Here is a 16281-nt window from a genome sequence, read left to right as displayed (position 1 = left end):
TTATCGACCTTATCAACAATCATCTTTGCTTGGTCTATGGTCCAGAACTTAGGTCGTATTGCTTTGGCTGGTATAAGCCCTGCGGCCCGCAGGTCGCGAGTAGCCCTGCCAGTGAGGGTCGTGGACTTCAGCTGCAGTTGGCCGATTGCTGCAACGATTTTGGCCTGCGGCAGTCGGCAGAGAACCCCAATCTGAAAGGTGGTCAAGCCTAATACGCCGTCAACCAAAAGAAGGGGGAAGTAAATCAGGCCGATTGAATTCTCGAGCGTGCCGTCGATGATGATCATGACTCCTCCCTTCCTTTGCTAGAAGTGCTGTCCCTATAATAAGAATATCAACCTCGATAAGGCGCATTTTATTTAGTCTAATCGTATTGGGAACTTGAATCACTGCAGTCGCTCGCATCCGATATAACAGGGCAATAACATTTTCAAAAAAAACTTGAGAGGGGTGGTAACAAGCCGCTCTGTGCGTGTGAAAAAATGAAATTTTTCTACCTTCGTCTAGGTACACGCCCCCTACCCACAGTTTGCAGATCTCGTGCCAAAGAAGAAGTTGAAGAAAAATCATTAGATAGCAGGACCGCTGTACGTTAGTTGCTGATCTTGGCCAAACAGTGATCAATCTTTAGACGTAACTTAGATCGCTTGCCGCGTGCTAACTCAATCCCTACCCCAACTCTTACAGTGCCACCAGGAAGGCGGAAACGCCCCTCTGGTGCGCTGTTCAGCAGCCCTAAGCCCGAACTCTAGCCATGCCTTGCAAGGCCATCTGGACACCATTTCCGAGGCGTCGCAACCGCGCCGGACACCGGTAATCCTGACTTCAAGTAAGTGCCCGTACTCTGGCAAATTGAAAGTTATCTTAACTCATCGCACCGTGGTGCTTTGCCGATCGTGTTCTGATCACTAAGGAGGAGATCCGTCCGATGCTCAAACCTTTACTCGGAGTCATCTTATTTGCGGCTAACTTGCTTAACTGCGGGAAGGATGTGAAGCAAGACCCGTCCACTGGAAGCTGTGTAGCGACGGCTCTCCCTGCCACTCCTCCGGCTGCGGGTATCTTTACGTTCTCCCTTGATGGCTCAATCGACCCCTGCTCGGTCTATGGCTACGTTGTCGGTTACCAAGCAGCGTTAAGGGTTGCCCGGGCGACGGACGGCTCGTTCTATGTCAGCAACGTCCCAGCAGGCGAAGTGGACATCGTTATCAACGCAGTCGGCACATCACTGGGAACTTGGCTCAACAGCCCCGCGTTACCAACACACGGCGTCAGACTTAAGAAGGTAAGAGCTCTTAATGGAGTGAATACAGAGGGCGGTAAGATAGATTTGCCCAGGGTAGGGTCTATCGCCGGGAAAGTACATTTGAACGGGCAGACCGACCATTCTGGTATTGATGTTTACATCCCGGGAACGGAATACATCTCCAAAACTGACGGCGAAGGCAGGTTTGCTTTTACTGGAGTGCCAGTCGGGGAGCACAACCTTTATCTTGAAAAAGACGGCTACCACAGGGGACAGTTTGAAAAGGTCGTGGTTAAAGCGGGATCAGAAACGACCTTGGATGACGCCACACTCATAATTTCAACCGGGGCTTCCGGGTTTCTCGTCCCCGAGAATGGCGCATCTTTCAAAAATAGCCGGGACGTGAGCGTAATAATTGGGGCGTCTGAAAAAGCTGTTCTGATGAAGGTATCAGAAGACATCGCGTTTACAAACTTAGACTGGAGCCCGCTAACCTCCACCACCAGTTATAAGTTCGATAGTGATGGGGCAAAGATGCTGTATGTTAAATTCGCTGATGCAAATGGACTCGAGAGTAGCCCATATTCAAGCACAATCAAGATCGACACTACGCCGCCATCAGTGACTACCTTCAGATTCGGAACATGCAGCAGCAGTTCGCCTTCTTACCCAACTGGGATAGATAGTATGGCCGTCATTCAAGGCCCAACAGGGCTTGATTTGGCTATCGCTTATTCAGACTCTGTTATGGGCATTGCGAATATTTCAATGTCAATAGCAGGCAGCACTAACGTCGAGTCTAATGCGGGCACCCTCTCTACTAAAAGGAGGAGCTTTCACTGAGCCAGTATGTGTCGAAGCTACGGACAAGGGGGGTAACAAATCTACAAAAGAGTGCAAATCAACCGCTTACATAACCCCCAAAATTACAAATTTTTTTAACAATGAGCCCTCGGTTGTATCTCCAGATACACATATTGTTCCTTTCCTAACCGGAAGCAACGGTGGAACAGCTCATACGTATATTGCACAAAGCTTTACTCCTGCTGAGAACATGACCATTCAGAATGCGATAACGGATCATTTTTTTGGATGGGGACATCAGAAGTGCAGCTTAGAATCGATAACTCGGGAGTGCCAGGCAATTTGATCGATAGTTCTACGAACTATCAAGGCATGGCCGTTAGTAATGATTCATGCCTTAGGTATGGACCTATGTTTCATTTCGCAACCCCAATAAATTTGATCGCGGGGCAGAGGTATTGGTTGGTGAAGCACGCGACAAATGCTGTTGCAGTACAGTACCAAAGTAGTAATGGACTTGGGCTGGACATGCACGGCGAGGCTGCTTTGAGAAGCACCGATGGCGTAACGTGGGACACACCATGTTTCAGAAATTCGGTCGGTACTTACCAAGCAGGGTGCAGTACTTTATTCAGCGTGCATTGATCGGCACGGCTCAAAAGTTCGCCGCATTCGTCGCCGGCAATACTGGTGTAACCGCGTCTGAGCATAGCACGTTCAATGAATAGAAGTGATTCACACGGTCTAGCGTCATCCAATGAATATCCACATCCACGATCGCCAACACACCATTCTGAATGATCACATACAGTCGATACTCCAGGCCCAGTGGGTGCCGTCCTGGGAAGGATCCTACCTCCCAGAGAGCTGCGATCTGATGGTATTGCGAGCCCGCGAGCTGGTTATTGCATCCTGAGTTGCTGGCTGGGAACTGGCCGAGGTCAGCTCGGTATATCTCCTCAGCAGGGCTGCTGGTGAAAGGTGACCCGAAGTGGATACCGACTTGGCTCTGCGCAGTTGTTGGCTTCAGGAACTCGGGCGGCGCGTCGTAGACCCTAATGGCTTTCAGTTTATCGACGAAGGCCAGCATCGCTGACTCTTGACCGGCGAGGTAAGCCGCCCTGTCGAAGCTCGCAGGCACAGCGGCTGGTTCTGGTTCCGTTGGTGTCTGCCCTGGGGTGACAGTGTCCTGGTTAGGGTCGACGTTACCCCCACCTGAGCCGTCGTCCGCTGCCGGCGCAACCGTTTCTTCCTTAGGTTGGCCAGCGACTAAGACATCAGCTGTCGCGGGGTCCGAGCTACCAGAGTCATCGTCCTTGCCACAGGCGAGGCAGAGCATGCTTAAAGCCAGGGGGATCGCCCAAGGCGCACGCCTAATCCAACAACGGCTTACAGACTTCATCATGACGGTCTCCTCGTGCTTGGCACTATCGCCAACAGGAGACTTATCGCCCTAAAAGTCTAGGTACCTAAGTAAAATCTGGTAAGTGGCCAGGCCGACCAGGTTATTCGGAAGTGCATTTCGACCACGATGGTAGGTTAGCCCACCTTGCCAGACTTAAGGCGGTCAAGCGCTTCACGGATTGCGCCCTCCATCAAGGCCGCAAACTTCCCTTCCAGTTGGGGGAGTGCTTTCTCATAGAGTTCGCGATCGATCTTAACCGTCATCTTGTAGAGATCTTTCTTTGGCTTTGGCTTGAGAGCCTCGGCTATATGGTCTTTAGTTGGGGCAGCTTTCTTACTCAAGGTAAATACCTCCTATCCATAATAATCGCCTGGATGCGCAATTCCCGTCCAGTCTATCGGACATTTTCGCAGTACTTATAAGGCCGTCCTATTAGGCCGTCCAATCCGGTTCAAGTTTTTGGCCGTCCTCCCGATAAGTCTTTTGTTAGCGGCGAAGAGTGTAACCCACGGAGGTTCCCATGAAGCCACTAGTCATTGAAGTCAAAACCTTTCGCTCGCACGGTCTGGACGTTTACCGGGTCATGGTCAACGGCACGATGCTGAATGAGTACCTGTCGCCCGAGCTGGCCAATAGCAAGGCCAGGGCCTACTTGCGAGCCTGGAGCAGCCAGATTCTGATTCGGTAACCTATAGCAAAGGACAACGACTATGATCGTGCAACACGACATCCCAGCAGAAGAAATTGCACTTGCTCGGCAGATGGCGCTTTGGTTCGTCCAGTGCGGCGGGGAAGTCTACCTGGAGGACTTGGTCCTGCTGTGTGGTGCTCCAGAACACTTGGTTAAGCCGCTGGTTCGCGACCTGGACCCTTACTATGAGGAGGGTGGCTTCGCGAGCCTCGATATGCTCCCAAGCCTGTGGGAGGCCTTAGCGGGCCAGTCGCGGGTCTGCCTCGCGCTGCATGGCGCGCTACAGGCACTACTTAAGGAGGGTGACCCCCGCGCTGTGCAAGGCGTGGAAAGCCAAGCCTGTATTTTGGAGATGCTGCGTTCGCGCAAGACCTAAACCCAAAGGAGTTTGCTATGCGTAAGGTAACAGCACAAGAATTCGACTTAGCCCGTAACGTGGTGCTCTGGTTCTCAGGCACCGGGGGCGAAACCGGTATCAGTGAACTTAACCGCCTGACAGGTATCCCGACCTCAAAGCTCAGGGTTTGGGCTACCGAGGAGCGCCTCCTGTGGGACAATGGTGACAGCCTCAGCACCTCGGCATTACCCCTGGCGTGGGCTGCGTTCGCCGAGGAGTCCCGGACTTGCCAAGCCCTAAACGAGGCCTTCATTTACCTCAGGCGGACATCCAAGAGGGGCAGTTGGTTCCGTACCTGGGTCGAGGAGTGTGAGTCGGATCCCACGCTGAGGGCCGTTTGAGGGCGAGTCTTATGCCTCTTGCGCTAAAGTCGGACACAACATGATCTACCCCTCCTGAAGTCCTCAAGTAGGGACATTGAGGTTAGCGCCAGCCGGACCCAGCCCGTCCAATCCTCGAAATAACGTTAATGTGGGCTTTCCGGCCCGCCCTAATTCTCACTAATAAACCTATACCGCAAGCACTCCCCTGCCTCTGTTTATTTCTTTTTGAGACAAAGACGGACGTCATCGGTGGACGTTACGGTTTGCTGTATGTGTGGGCTGGCGTGCGTGCGCATTTGTCGATTTAAGTTTAATGTGTGCGTACGCAAGTCCGCCCGACAATACCCCACGCAGAAAACGCTTGATACCGAAAGGCGTACAAGCTATACGCTGCAACGTGTTCATGTCGATACAACCTACAAAGGAGCCCTGCATGCGGATCAGCTCAAAAGAAAAAATAGCACAGATGCCCGCGCTTGAAGCGAGGAAGATCCTTCGGTTGTTTAGGGATAACAACTGTCACCAGCCAGTCGAAGGGATCGCTTACAGATTAAAAATAGACAATAACGAGGAAGCATTAAGATTGCTCGATGCACTCACTCACGAGGGATACCTCGACAGGACGCATGAGGGATACTTCCCCACTCCAAAAGGAAACTCGTTGGCCCTAGCTTCAGCCAATCCACCCATTAAACGCGCAAGGGCGGAAAAGATGGTAGCGGAAATGCTGGAAAGGATACAGAAGATCAACACTAATCCAGACTATCTTTGGCGAGTTGCATTAGTGGTCGTCTTTGGGAGTTTTGTCCGGGGCGAGGAGCTCCTCTCAGACGTTGACGTAGGGGTTAGGCTGGTCAGGCGCCCCGGCCTGGCAAACGAGGTTTACGGGCAGCAGAGTAAGGAACGGGTTGAGCTGGCACGCAAGCAAGGGAAGCGGTTTGGTTCTTATATTGACGAAATAGTATGGCCTTCTACTGAGGTATGGAACGCTGTTAAAAGCAGAACGATCGGGCTTTCCCTTCACGACATGGATCAAGCTGACGAGCGGGAAATGATCCTGGCGGGTACCCACGAAGTCCTGCTTGGAGAAGTTGATAAGTGAGGCAGGCTGAGAGTTTGTGTTGGCCTCATCCTTGAGGCAATGCTGGAGTTACAGCAGGTCTGCGAGCAGCTTCTTGGTTAATGCCTTCTTAGGAAGCCGTAGGGTTACCCAATCCTCTTCTACCGTGAGCTCAATACTGCTCGGAGCCGGTTTAGGCTGGCCTGTGCTCTTGATCTTGGCAATCGTAACAGCACTTACCCCAAACTCTTTAGCCAACTGAGTTTGCGGCTTGTCCGCTGCTTTAATTTGTTGCCTTTGCTCGTCAGTTAACTTGGACATTCTATATCTCCTTTTGCAGATGAACCCCAGAACCTTGGCCCTGGGTTAGATTCTTAAGTAAGGTTCAGCCCGTCCGGTCAATATCAGGACCACCATCCCCACCCTCGCCTTCGTCCTGGCCAGGCATGTAAACCTCGTCGTCCATCTCGCGGCCGTCTTCGACGTAATGACCGAGGGTGGTCTTGATATCCGAATGACCTGCAGCGAGGCGAACCTGCTCATGGTTATGCTTCTTAAGCATATTAGTTACCCAGGTCTTGCGAAGATCCTTGAGGTGGTAAACCAGCCCATCACTCTTAAATAGCTCTCGGGTTAACTCGGTAAATTGGTCGGAGGCCCACTCGGCAGTAAACTTAGCCTTGTTGATAGCCGTCACGAGCTCGTAGGCTTCTTTCGGTTTTATAACCCAATGGGGCACCTTCCGCTGCTCACGGTCTTTAACGGATCGAGTATGCTTCACGGCATCGGGCTCCAGCTCGTCCTCTGACTCTTCATCGAACTCCCAGGATACGAACTGAGTTTCGACGAGGAGATAGCCTGATTTGATATTTTGGGTATCCAGAGCAACGGTCTCACCGGTCCGAACACCGTAATAGTAAGCAAGCAGCGCTGCCGTCGCCCAAGGTTGTTTGTCTACGATCTCTTTTAACGTTGTGAGGATCTTGGTTAGTCGTATGGGTGGGATGTAAACGCCAGGGTGCTTTCGACCGTTGGCTTGGATCCTTTTAGCATCTGCATTTATTAGAGCCATCTTGTCCAGAGGCTCCAGCTTGATAAACGGCACTTCGAGAGGCATCTGGTTATGCACGAACCGCAGGAAGCGGTTGGCTTCGTTGATAATGTATTTGAGGACCTTCTTAGAGAAGAGCTTCCCAGGCTCCATAATTCGGAGGGGGTCGTCTTCGGCGACGTCCTTGTTCAACAAGTAGGTACCCCACAGGTCCTGGCTAACCTTCCACATCCTCACGTCTGGCTCCTTCAATCGATTGACGAAGAAGTCCAGCACGTACTTGTGCAGGTAGTTCATGACTGTGGCGAAGTCTTTCTCGGAGGTGTAGTTGTTTCGAACTTTGCTCTCATAGGAACGCATGAGTTCGGGGGAGATCCAGGCGACGCGCTCCTGGTACCGAAGTCTTGCTGCTTCTTCTTTGGGGTCTTTGCCGTTTAGGCGGAGGACTAGGTTCTTGGCGTCCTCATCACTCTTAACGAGGGCTCGAAGGTATTTGGTGGGCAGGCGCTGTCGCCGCTGACGACCCGTTACCACGTCTCGATACCAGCGAGAGATGGCTATGCCGAGGGGTTTGATAGTCTTGTCATCGTGCACGTACCACGGCCTAATGTCCGTGGCATTTTGAGGTAGATCAATCTGTAGAGTGTTCACAGCCAAAGCCTGCATTCGCTTAGATCGTTGATATAAGCGATACTTCGGCGGCTCAGGGCACTAAATTGAGGCCTTTGGTACCTTAATACCAAAGAACAATGAATTTAGTACCAAAGTCCGAACAGCTACTAACTATGATTTTCTGAATTATATCAGTAATAAGGAGTTGGTAGCGGGGGCAGGATTTGAACCTGCGGCCTTCGGGTTATGAGCCCGACGAGATACCAAGCTTCTCCACCCCGCGGTAAGAGTTAGGGTTATAGGCCTTCGGTTCCTTGTTGTCAAGCTAGCTTACGAATTTTTTCTGACTCGTCCGCGGTTCAGCCAACCTTATTCCCGCGAAGCCTTTGCCCCAGGCGGTTGATACGCTCGGCCAAAGGTTGAAACTGCTCGCCATCGCGCAGTGTTAACGGTTCCGGGTTGCCGCCCTCAAGCAGTTCATCGATGTACCGGTAGATTGGGCGCATATTTGACGCCCTTCGATCATTGGGATTCAGGTACATCACCTGGTTCAGCTTCTCGGCGAGTTCCTGCAGTTGATCCGATTCCCGCAGAATCAAGGGCTGGACGGCTTCGCCTTCGAGGTATTCGTCCAGGAAGCGGTGGATGGAGACCAGAGGGCCATAGATCTGATGCGTATACCGCACCGAAACCAGGATGGACGCGATCACGAAGACGACCATCAGAAAGCAACCGGCGTAAACCGGTGTCTGAAACTTGTTGAGGATCTCCATGCTTTGATCGCTACTGAGTTTGAAGTAAACGGCCAGGGCCTGGGAGATGTCCCAGATGTAATAGCCGAAGATCGCGATGGTCAAACCCGCGAACAGAAAATTCAAAAGCAGGAAAATCAAACCGAGTTTCACCTGCCGATAAGGTTCCACAAACCACGACACGAAGCCGCGACGGCGACCAGATTGTTTCATGAGCGCAAACCTCGGTAATTGGTTCGCTCCATTTTACCACAGCCGCAGGTTGGGGTCAGCTTTTGTAGGGAATGATTTGTCGCAGAAGGGCCGCGCTGGCGATCGCCGCGGTGGTGGCACGCAGAATGGAGCCTTCGATACGGCAGCCGACAAAACCCTGCTCGCGCAAGGCCAGGACCTCATCAGCATCCAGACCTTTCTCGCTGCCAATCACAGCCAGAGTGGGGCCAGCCTGAAGAGGCTGCCAACGCGCCAGGTTCTGTTCGCCCTCAGGATCCAAAAAAATGCGATTAGGAAATGCGGCGGCCTTATGGATCAATACCTCCAATCCATCCGACCAGGAAATCACCGGCACCCAGGGTCGTTTGCACTGTTTCATCGCTGCAGTGGCAATTCGATCCCAGCGTTCCCGCACCTTATCCTGCATGCGATTTTTATCCACAGACTGCGAGGCAAAGACTTCAATGCCATCCATGCCAAGTTCGATCAGATAAGGCAGAAGGTCATCGGCACTTTGGGGTTTCAGCGCCCCGATCGCCAGGGTGATCTGCGCAGCGGCGGCAGGAGCAGCAAAAAAATCCTCCTGCAGCACCTCAAACACCCCCTCGTTCTTTCCGGAATGGGTCAGGCAAGCCTGGGCCACATGCCCGGCTCCATCGGCGATTTCCAGCTCACTGCCGACGGGTAGACGCAGAACTTTTAAAAGATGATGCCACTCATCCGGCAGCAGCTCCCACTGCTGCGGACCCAGGTGACGACCGAGAAATCGAAATCGATGGGACATCAGACTTTCCGATAAATTTGGCCGGCCCAGTCGCTCTGCACATCCTCGTGCTCCAAAACCAGCCCACAGGGATTGGCCAGAGCTTCCATATCACGCGCTTCTTCGGCCAGGATTCCCGACAGAATCACAAATCCACCATCCGAAGCCTGTGACGCCAGATCACCAATGATGCGGCGCAGCACATAGAAAATAATATTGGCCATCACCACCTGAAACGGAGCGCCGCGCGATGGCAACGTGCCTTGTTCCAGAATCAAAGGCGATTCGTTCACACGAGCGTTCGCCCCTGCCGCCATGATGGAATCGGGATCAATATCGGTGGCCGTGACCGTTTTATAGCCAAGTTTGTGCGCGGCAATAGCAAGAATACCCGTGCCGGTTCCAACGTCCAAAAGTGTATGAGGCTGAATACCTCGCGCTTCCAATTCCTCGAGAGCCTTGACGCAGAGCATGGTCGTGGCGTGCTGTCCGGTGCCAAAGGCCATCCCAGGCTCGATGCAAATCGGAATCAAATCCTGTGGCAAATTATCAGAGAGCCAGGGCGGGTAAACATAAAAACGGGGCGTGCGGATGGGTTTGAAACTTTCCTTCCAACCTTCCATCCAGGTTTCGGTGAGCATGGCACTCATCTCGCAAGCGATAAGGCCTTTGAAATCGTCTTCCAGCTGTTTTTTGAGCTGCAAAAGATGCTCGCGATCGTATTTATAAACCAGCAGCGGCAGGTTATCGCCGCCGAGTTGTTCGTACTGTTCGGGCGCCTCGGCCTCGTAAGGCAAATCCAGATAAAGGTCGTCGATGGCGCCTTCCACGAAAGCCTCTTCGCCAGTGCCGAGGAGCCAGTTCTTCACATCATCCTTGATCTCATCGATCGACACGTGAGACTGGGGCAAAAACGTGATTTGTAACTGAAAAGTTTCGGTTGGATGCATGGCAAAAGGCCTCCTTTGGAACGGTGGCTCTTTATATAGCCTGTTCAGCAAGACCTCAAGTTGTTTGCTAAAAAACCGCCAGGGGGCTGAGGGGTCCATCGAGGGGCATCATGGGAATGACTTTTATAACCATCTGATCTTTCAGATAATTTGGATCTTCGCGCAGGTTGGTCAGAAGGCTTTTGACGGGCACAAAACCTGGATTGCGCTGGGCCAGTTCATTCCAGATTTGCGTAGCTTCGGCTCCTCGTCCCTGGCTATAAATCAGCAGGCCCCGCGCCAAAGATCGCCAGGATTCATCCCCGGCCCTGGGCTTAACTTTTTGCCAGAATTTAAATGCAGATTCCGCCTTCTGGATATCCTTGCTGTCGAGAAAACTTAAAATTAGAGCAAAGAAATGCTCAGCTTCTGGATCCAGGTTGACCGCTTTTTGAAATTCAGCGGCCGCCTGCAGGCGATAGGGTTTGGTGGAGTACGCATGCAGCATGGCTGTCCCTTTTAAATGCGCCAGCTCCGGCGAACGCACCATGAATTTTTCCAAGGGCTGCAGGGTTTGTAAAGCTTCCAGTCCATTGCCCACCGCCAGCAGGAGTCGGGCCCTCAGCAGCGGCAACCACTCGGTGTCGAGCGTTCGATCCTCGTCATGCTGCTGATCGTGAATGCGATCGATGTAAATCAAACCTGCGCCCGCACGCTTCTGGCGAATGGCCTGCTCCACCACAACCCGAATAAAAGCTGGATCAAATCGATAGCGCTGATAACTTTCCGAATGATCGAAGAATTCATCAAGGGCCGGACCGATCTTATCTGATTTCGAAAGAAATGTTCGCAAGAGGCCCACATCATAAAAACCGGCTTCATCCTCAGTCATCAAAGCCGTCGGACGGGCTTTCCAGATAATGCCCATCAGCTTTTTATCCTTCAAGCGATAGGCATTAAACATGCGAAGACGAAAAATCTCCCGTTCGAGAAAAGGATCGAATAGCTCTGGAAAAAGGCCGGCCGCTTCTTTCAAGACAAGTTCGACGCGAGCCCCATCACCAAGCTTCGCATAATTCCAGGAAAGCGCGAGCGCGAGCCAGGCCTGCAGCACCGGACTTTGACTTTTGACCGCGCTTTTGAGAATCGCGTGACCGTCATCAAAACGGCTGCGTACCGGCTGTCGAGCCAAATCCACAAATTTCAAAACACAGGTTGGCGAGGCAGCCCAGCGTCGGCAATTTGGATAATTTTTAGGCGCCATCAAACGAAACGGCTGCATCCGCATCTGCGCTTCCGTGGCGAGCAGCTGCATGGGCAGCATTTCCCAGGAATCACCATTTCTTTGAAACTGAGCGGCGTCCCCATAATTTTCCGTGATCTGGCGCAACGCCGCCTGCGGTAAATCCTGAGCCATCTGACAGTTCGTCAAAAGGTATTGACCTGTTGGCTCCAAAGCGCCTCGGAAGCGTCGACCGAGAGCTTCCTGAATCAAAAATTTGCAGTCCATCTCGCGCCATGCTTTAGCGGCCGCCGCATCGGTTCCAGGAGCATCCGTCAATCGAAAATGCTGGATCAGCTCGTCGGCATAAGGCTTGGTTTGGGCACCGAACCCGCGTTTCTCAAGGTTTTTCTGCACAAATCGTATGGAATTTTTCGTCGCCTTGTTAAGCGCCTTATCGGTGCGGATCAAATAATAGGGCAGGCCAAGGAACAGGCTGCCCATGACAAAGACCAGCAGAAAAATCCCAAGCAGGAAACGCAGGTTATGATTGGGATGCTCAATGCTGCGATATTTGATGGACGAAACCTGATGCAGGGCCTGCAGGGGTTCTTCAGAAGAAAACTCACCCGCCTCGAGGGGATCGTTATCCTTCATGAGTTTCGAAGGGGGCCTGGAAAAATCGAGCGAAAGCTGAGGCGCCACTGCAGAAGAACCTTCCACAGGGTTGATGATTTTTTTACTTTGGGACTTGGGCTGCTCGTCCGCCATGAACCTCGCCTTGTCTAACCGTCTACCGTTTGCCCATAATCGTCACATGAAAATGACCGCGCAACGGAACTCCTGCCAGGCGAACCTGATCCGGGGAATCCTCGATCTCCATAATCACGCGACGAAAGGTCTGCAAGACAAAGCTATGAATTTCCTTGGCCAGAACACTGTTCCCCTGCTGACTGTGATGCCCCTTGCCGGTGATAATCTTCACCCGGTGCATCCCTGTCATTTCACACAGGCCGTTCAGAAATTCGCGGACCGTATGCTGGGCCTCGTCCAGGCGGAGACCATGCAGGTCAAGCTCATGGACCATCGTCGCTTTGTGCGTCTTGCTGGCCTTTTTCTCAGGCTCCTTCGGTTCTTCGGCTTCTCTCTTATCGGGCTTGAATTGTTCAAGATGTCTCAGGAATAGCTCTTCAGCATCCTCTTCGAGTTCGAAGCGGATTCGGCGGGGTTCATCCTTGCTGTTTTGCGGGCCTTTTCCGGGCTTTTTGCCACGAGCCATAATTCTTTCCCAATCGATGCTGACAGTGGGCAGGCCTTTCGATATGATCGGAATCTTGCAACCAGAGCAGCCCGTTACCTCCAGACAGGAGTTCTTTCAACTTATGGTCTCCAAGGACGAACTGCAACTCGAACAGCTCAAGCAGTGGAACGACATCACCCAGGCGAAGGGTTTTCTGGCCGCGGACTTTCTTCTGTGGCTTTGGTACTACATTGAATCCGATCAGAATCCCAGCCGTTTTCAATTACCTAACGATCCTCAGGAGTATTTGGTCAAACTTTGGATCGAAGACCGCCTTGTTCTGGAGTCGGATGATGCCAAGGCCCATGTCCACACTCTGAAAGGTGGCGAGCCCAGCCGCAGTATCGAAGCGGAATCGGCTCTGCAGACGGGCAAAGGCGTCAAGGAAGTGAAACTAGGCCTGCACATAGACCCGTATGGCGACTTTTTTTGTATGATGAGCGCCAAGGACCTCGCCCCCAAAGGCATCACGATCCCCGCGCCCGCCATTGCCGGTGATGGTGGCTCGCTCCAACGGCCTTCGCTCGCTTATCGCCTCAAGATGACAGAGATTTTAACCGAGACACTGGACGTTGTGTTTCGCCGCTTTATGGAAGCCCGCATTGCGGAAGACTGGTGGAACAAAACCTGGCCTGCGATTCAAACCTGGATCGACCAGCGTGGACACAGTGAAACGCATCTGCACTGATGTGGACAAGGATAAGCCATGGATTGGGCGTCGATTAAAAAATCTCGGGCAGTCGAGATTCTGGTGATTCTGAAAGATGATATTGCCCGCACGGATATCGTAAAATATGCCTACGCCATGGCTTATGTAACTTTGTTCTCGCTCATTCCGTCCCTGGCTGCCTCCTTCGCTCTCGTATCCCTCTTCACGCCGATGTTTGGCAAAGACTCGACCATGATCACCCAGATCGAGGATTTCATCCTGAGAAATCTGGCGACCGGCAGTGGCAGCCAGGCGGTGGAGTACCTCGAAACTTTCCTGGCCAATACGGATTTTCAAAAAATCGGGATGACCGGCTTTGTTGGTATGATGGTTGCCTTGATTCTTCTGCTCCGTGAAATCGAGATGGCGCTCAACCGTATCTTTGAAATTCAACAGGCCCGCCCCCTCCTCATGCGCTTTATCTATTTCTGGACCTTCCTTACGCTCGGCACCTTCATGCTGGCCGTATCCATCGGCACGCTCTCCACCAATAAGATTGTTTCAAAGTATGTGGATGTGTCGATTGCCATGCTGCTCCTGGGCGATTTTATTTACGTCCTCAGTATGGGTGGATTTTTCTTTCTGCTCTACAAAGTGGTACCGAATCGGGTCGTTCCCATCAAACATGCCTGTATTGGTGCGGGCATCAGCACCTTATTTTTAGCTCTCGCGATTAAATTCTTCTCGCTCTACATCAATAGCTTCACCAGCTATCAGGCCGTCTACGGGGCCCTGTCCGCGGTTCCGATCTTTCTCTTTTGGCTCTATGTGATCTGGTTCATCACTCTGCTGGGCGCCTTGATTACCAAACGCAGCATGGAAGGCTGGTTGCGGGAAGAGGTTCATGTCGAAGCCATCTCCGAGCATGTCCGTGACCCTTACTTTCACGCCCTTATGCCCTTTCTGGTTTTGCTGGCCATCTATCGCAGCTATGAAGCCAATAACGGCAAGGGAGCCCTACCGGAAACCATCGCTCAGGAATTAGGCGTTTCCATGAGCCCGGTGCGACTTGCGCTGCATACTTTGGAAAAGGAAGGCTTGGCCATGCCACTGCAAAGCGGTGAGCTGTCGAGTCTTGGGAGTAATTCTTATTTTCCCCGCATGCCGGCGCATCAGCTTTCCTATGCGGAGCTGAAAAAGCGGCTTCTGGGTGAAGAGGATCACTGGATGCGTGTCACCCAGCTGCCTCATGCCGAAGATGGCCGCTACACGGCCCTCATCCATTCCTATTTAAACGGCGAGAATAAAGCGCTGGCCGAGGACCTCCGGGCTTCATGATGTGAAGACGCGGCGGCGGAACCAATCGAACGGACGACAACTGCGAATACGCTGCACCATCGGTCGATGCGTGGCTTTCTGCGTCGCATCGATTTCACGGGGTAAAATTACGCTAAAGGTCGCGCCCTGCTTCGCTTCGGAAGTGACTTCAATGCGCCCGTTATGGAGCGACACCAGGGCTTTCGCCAGACTGAGGCCAATACCCACACCACCGGATGAACGATTGCGGGCAGTATCGGCGCGATAGAAAAGATCGAAGATATAAGGCAAGGCTTCCTTGGCTATGCCTTCACCATAATCTTTGATTTCAAACCGCCATTCGGTAACACGGTCCAGAACTTTCAGCTCAACCGTTTGACCCGGACTGGAATGCTTGCAGGCATTTAGTAGGATATTCTTCAGAGCCAGCGTCACATACCCTGAGGCCATCTTCGCCGTTTTACCCTGACACTCGGTGGTATCCACAGCGAGCGTGACCTGTTTTTCACTGAAGTTTTTTTCCACGGAATGCTTCAGCTCTTCGACGAACCGCTCGAGGCCAGCCTCTTCCAGATTGATTTGAATGGCCTCACCCTGCGCTCGGGCGAGCAGCAGCAGATTTTCAACGATACCCGACATCTGCTCGGCTTCATGCACGATCGTACGCATGGACGATTTATATTCTTCTGGCGAGCGTTCACGGCGTAAAGCCAACTCGGCTTCACCGCGCAGAACAGCGATGGGTGTGCGCAGCTCGTGACTGACGTCCCCTGCGAAGCGGCGCAAGCGGCCAAAGGCGTCCTCAATCCGACCCAGCATCTCATTGAAGGTTCGAACCAGAAGGCGCAGTTCATCCTCGGCAGACGGCAGTTTCAGGCGCCGATCAAAGTTATCGGTAAAACCCAGTGCGGCCACTTCGCGGGTAATCCGCGTCACAGGTTTCAGCGACCAGCTGGTGAGGAGATAACCAAACACCAGGGACACCACAAAACCCAGGCCGAGTGTAATCCAAAGCATCGTACGAACATTATGAATAGTCGTGAGCGAACCGCTCATGGTCGCCGCTACCTGAATCAGGTCATCTGTGAACTGCCCTTGGCGCATTACAGGAAGGGTGAGCTGCCGCAAAGAACCGCCGGATGCAATCCGATAGGTTTCATACGTTTCCTGCCCCATTTTCGCACGTTCCAGGGCGGCCGTGGAAACCGCGAGGTTCACTCGAATATTGCTGGCGCGTGCCCGCACTTTTCCCGAGGGATCGATGAGCTGCCCGTAAGCCCGCACATAACGGCGGCTGCCAAAAAATTCATCGATAATGGCTTCCCAATCGTGGGGATCCTGATAAGCCGAGAGTTTCTGCTGCTGCACATGCTGAGAATCGCGGAGGGTTTTCGCCGAAGTCATCAGGGTGGCGTCCAGCGATTGCATGACCGAGTCTTCCACAACTTTGGAGACACCGATCCCGATTGCCACAAAAATCAGAGCCATCCAAACCGCATGACCGGCGGACAGCCGGATTCGAATCGGGATTCGTGATAGCACGCGCA

18 protein-coding genes and 1 tRNA gene are annotated in these 16281 nt (G+C 52.6%); 7 read left to right on the top strand and 12 right to left on the bottom strand.

All coding sequences use genetic code 11. The features are described from left to right. The coding region (locus tag VE954_RS38010) for a hypothetical protein (RefSeq protein ID WP_324963012.1) at positions 1 to 287 on the bottom strand (287 nt) is incomplete at its 3' end. 641 nt (positions 288 to 928) lie between these two features. Here VE954_RS38010 and VE954_RS38005 point away from each other — a divergent pair. After that, complete coding sequence (locus VE954_RS38005) at positions 929 to 2089, top strand: carboxypeptidase-like regulatory domain-containing protein (RefSeq protein ID WP_324963010.1); 1161 nt, start codon at positions 929 to 931, stop codon at positions 2087 to 2089. Positions 2090 to 2705: 616 nt separating this feature from the next. Here VE954_RS38005 and VE954_RS38000 read toward each other — a convergent pair. Further along, positions 2706 to 3455 carry a hypothetical protein gene (locus VE954_RS38000; RefSeq protein WP_324963008.1) on the bottom strand — a complete coding sequence of 250 codons (750 nt, stop codon included), beginning with the start codon at positions 3453 to 3455 and terminating at the stop codon, positions 2706 to 2708. A gap of 134 nt (positions 3456 to 3589) precedes the next feature. Continuing rightward, entirely contained in the window at positions 3590 to 3796 is a 207-nt protein-coding gene (locus VE954_RS37995) for a hypothetical protein (RefSeq protein ID WP_324963006.1), read from the bottom strand. A 179-nt stretch (positions 3797 to 3975) separates the two neighbouring features. On the opposite strand from VE954_RS37995, the gene VE954_RS37990 reads away from it, so the two are divergent. The 4 genes from VE954_RS37990 (at position 3976) to VE954_RS37975 (ending at position 5968) form a co-directional block, all read left to right on the top strand. Then, positions 3976 to 4143: a hypothetical protein gene (locus tag VE954_RS37990; RefSeq protein WP_324963004.1), complete on the top strand. Its 168-nt coding sequence runs from the start codon at positions 3976 to 3978 to the stop codon at positions 4141 to 4143. Positions 4144 to 4165: 22 nt separating this feature from the next. Further along, a complete protein-coding gene (locus VE954_RS37985) occupies positions 4166 to 4522 on the top strand; it encodes a hypothetical protein (protein ID WP_324963002.1) in 357 nt (118 codons plus the stop codon). A 17-nt stretch (positions 4523 to 4539) separates the two neighbouring features. Continuing rightward, positions 4540 to 4884, top strand: a complete 345-nt coding sequence (locus VE954_RS37980) for a hypothetical protein (protein ID WP_324963000.1) — start codon at positions 4540 to 4542, stop codon at positions 4882 to 4884. 415 nt (positions 4885 to 5299) lie between these two features. Beyond that, the gene (locus VE954_RS37975) at positions 5300 to 5968 is read left to right on the top strand and encodes a nucleotidyltransferase domain-containing protein (protein ID WP_324962998.1); all 669 of its coding nucleotides are present in this window, start codon (positions 5300 to 5302) and stop codon (positions 5966 to 5968) included. Positions 5969 to 6016: 48 nt separating this feature from the next. Here the strand turns inward: VE954_RS37975 and VE954_RS37970 are convergent, their stop codons facing one another. From VE954_RS37970 to VE954_RS37935, 8 genes are all read right to left on the bottom strand, one after another. After that, positions 6017 to 6247: a hypothetical protein gene (locus VE954_RS37970; protein WP_324962996.1), complete on the bottom strand. Its 231-nt coding sequence runs from the start codon at positions 6245 to 6247 to the stop codon at positions 6017 to 6019. A gap of 64 nt (positions 6248 to 6311) precedes the next feature. Next, on the bottom strand, positions 6312 to 7628 hold the full coding sequence (locus VE954_RS37965; protein WP_324962994.1) for a site-specific integrase: 1317 nt from the start codon (positions 7626 to 7628) through the stop codon (positions 6312 to 6314). Positions 7629 to 7795: 167 nt separating this feature from the next. After that, positions 7796 to 7872, bottom strand: a tRNA-Met gene (locus tag VE954_RS37960). A gap of 76 nt (positions 7873 to 7948) precedes the next feature. Beyond that, positions 7949 to 8554, bottom strand: a complete 606-nt coding sequence (locus VE954_RS37955; protein ID WP_324962992.1) for a hypothetical protein — start codon at positions 8552 to 8554, stop codon at positions 7949 to 7951. 55 nt (positions 8555 to 8609) lie between these two features. Beyond that, positions 8610 to 9338, bottom strand: a complete 729-nt coding sequence (locus VE954_RS37950) for an RsmE family RNA methyltransferase (RefSeq protein WP_324962990.1) — start codon at positions 9336 to 9338, stop codon at positions 8610 to 8612. Next, the gene (locus VE954_RS37945) at positions 9338 to 10267 is read right to left on the bottom strand and encodes a 50S ribosomal protein L11 methyltransferase (RefSeq protein ID WP_324962988.1); all 930 of its coding nucleotides are present in this window, start codon (positions 10265 to 10267) and stop codon (positions 9338 to 9340) included. Before VE954_RS37945 ends, VE954_RS37950 begins: the two co-directional genes overlap by 1 nt. A 67-nt stretch (positions 10268 to 10334) precedes the next feature. Continuing rightward, the gene (locus tag VE954_RS37940; RefSeq protein WP_324962986.1) at positions 10335 to 12239 is read right to left on the bottom strand and encodes a hypothetical protein; all 1905 of its coding nucleotides are present in this window, start codon (positions 12237 to 12239) and stop codon (positions 10335 to 10337) included. 22 nt (positions 12240 to 12261) lie between these two features. After that, the gene (locus VE954_RS37935; RefSeq protein WP_324962984.1) at positions 12262 to 12747 is read right to left on the bottom strand and encodes a Smr/MutS family protein; all 486 of its coding nucleotides are present in this window, start codon (positions 12745 to 12747) and stop codon (positions 12262 to 12264) included. A 103-nt stretch (positions 12748 to 12850) separates the two neighbouring features. Between VE954_RS37935 and VE954_RS37930 the strand changes: the two genes are divergently transcribed. Both VE954_RS37930 and VE954_RS37925 read left to right on the top strand, forming a co-directional pair. Then, positions 12851 to 13456: a hypothetical protein gene (locus VE954_RS37930; protein ID WP_324962982.1), complete on the top strand. Its 606-nt coding sequence runs from the start codon at positions 12851 to 12853 to the stop codon at positions 13454 to 13456. A gap of 18 nt (positions 13457 to 13474) precedes the next feature. Then, entirely contained in the window at positions 13475 to 14755 is a 1281-nt protein-coding gene (locus VE954_RS37925) for a YihY family inner membrane protein (RefSeq protein ID WP_324962980.1), read from the top strand. Here the strand turns inward: VE954_RS37925 and VE954_RS37920 are convergent. Beyond that, positions 14750 to 16276: a sensor histidine kinase gene (locus VE954_RS37920; RefSeq protein ID WP_324962978.1), complete on the bottom strand. Its 1527-nt coding sequence runs from the start codon at positions 16274 to 16276 to the stop codon at positions 14750 to 14752. The genes VE954_RS37925 and VE954_RS37920 overlap by 6 nt on opposite strands. Positions 16277 to 16281 lie beyond the last annotated feature (5 nt).

Origin of the sequence: Oligoflexus sp. (assembly GCF_035638955.1) — a bacterium.
Lineage (GTDB): Bacteria > Bdellovibrionota_B > Oligoflexia > Oligoflexales > Oligoflexaceae > Oligoflexus.
This window is presented reverse-complemented; position numbering and strand designations above follow the sequence as displayed.

Coding starts and splice junctions, on each gene's coding strand:
- VE954_RS38005 (WP_324963010.1), top strand. CDS start 929: ATGCTCAAACCTTTACTCGGAGTCATCTTATTTGCGGCTAACTTGCTT.
- VE954_RS38000 (WP_324963008.1), bottom strand. CDS start 3,455: ATGATGAAGTCTGTAAGCCGTTGTTGGATTAGGCGTGCGCCTTGGGCG.
- VE954_RS37990 (WP_324963004.1), top strand. CDS start 3,976: ATGAAGCCACTAGTCATTGAAGTCAAAACCTTTCGCTCGCACGGTCTG.
- VE954_RS37985 (WP_324963002.1), top strand. CDS start 4,166: ATGATCGTGCAACACGACATCCCAGCAGAAGAAATTGCACTTGCTCGG.
- VE954_RS37980 (WP_324963000.1), top strand. CDS start 4,540: ATGCGTAAGGTAACAGCACAAGAATTCGACTTAGCCCGTAACGTGGTG.
- VE954_RS37975 (WP_324962998.1), top strand. CDS start 5,300: ATGCGGATCAGCTCAAAAGAAAAAATAGCACAGATGCCCGCGCTTGAA.
- VE954_RS37970 (WP_324962996.1), bottom strand. CDS start 6,247: ATGTCCAAGTTAACTGACGAGCAAAGGCAACAAATTAAAGCAGCGGAC.
- VE954_RS37955 (WP_324962992.1), bottom strand. CDS start 8,554: ATGAAACAATCTGGTCGCCGTCGCGGCTTCGTGTCGTGGTTTGTGGAA.
- VE954_RS37950 (WP_324962990.1), bottom strand. CDS start 9,338: ATGTCCCATCGATTTCGATTTCTCGGTCGTCACCTGGGTCCGCAGCAG.
- VE954_RS37945 (WP_324962988.1), bottom strand. CDS start 10,267: ATGCATCCAACCGAAACTTTTCAGTTACAAATCACGTTTTTGCCCCAG.
- VE954_RS37940 (WP_324962986.1), bottom strand. CDS start 12,239: ATGGCGGACGAGCAGCCCAAGTCCCAAAGTAAAAAAATCATCAACCCT.
- VE954_RS37935 (WP_324962984.1), bottom strand. CDS start 12,747: ATGGCTCGTGGCAAAAAGCCCGGAAAAGGCCCGCAAAACAGCAAGGAT.
- VE954_RS37930 (WP_324962982.1), top strand. CDS start 12,851: ATGGTCTCCAAGGACGAACTGCAACTCGAACAGCTCAAGCAGTGGAAC.
- VE954_RS37925 (WP_324962980.1), top strand. CDS start 13,475: ATGGATTGGGCGTCGATTAAAAAATCTCGGGCAGTCGAGATTCTGGTG.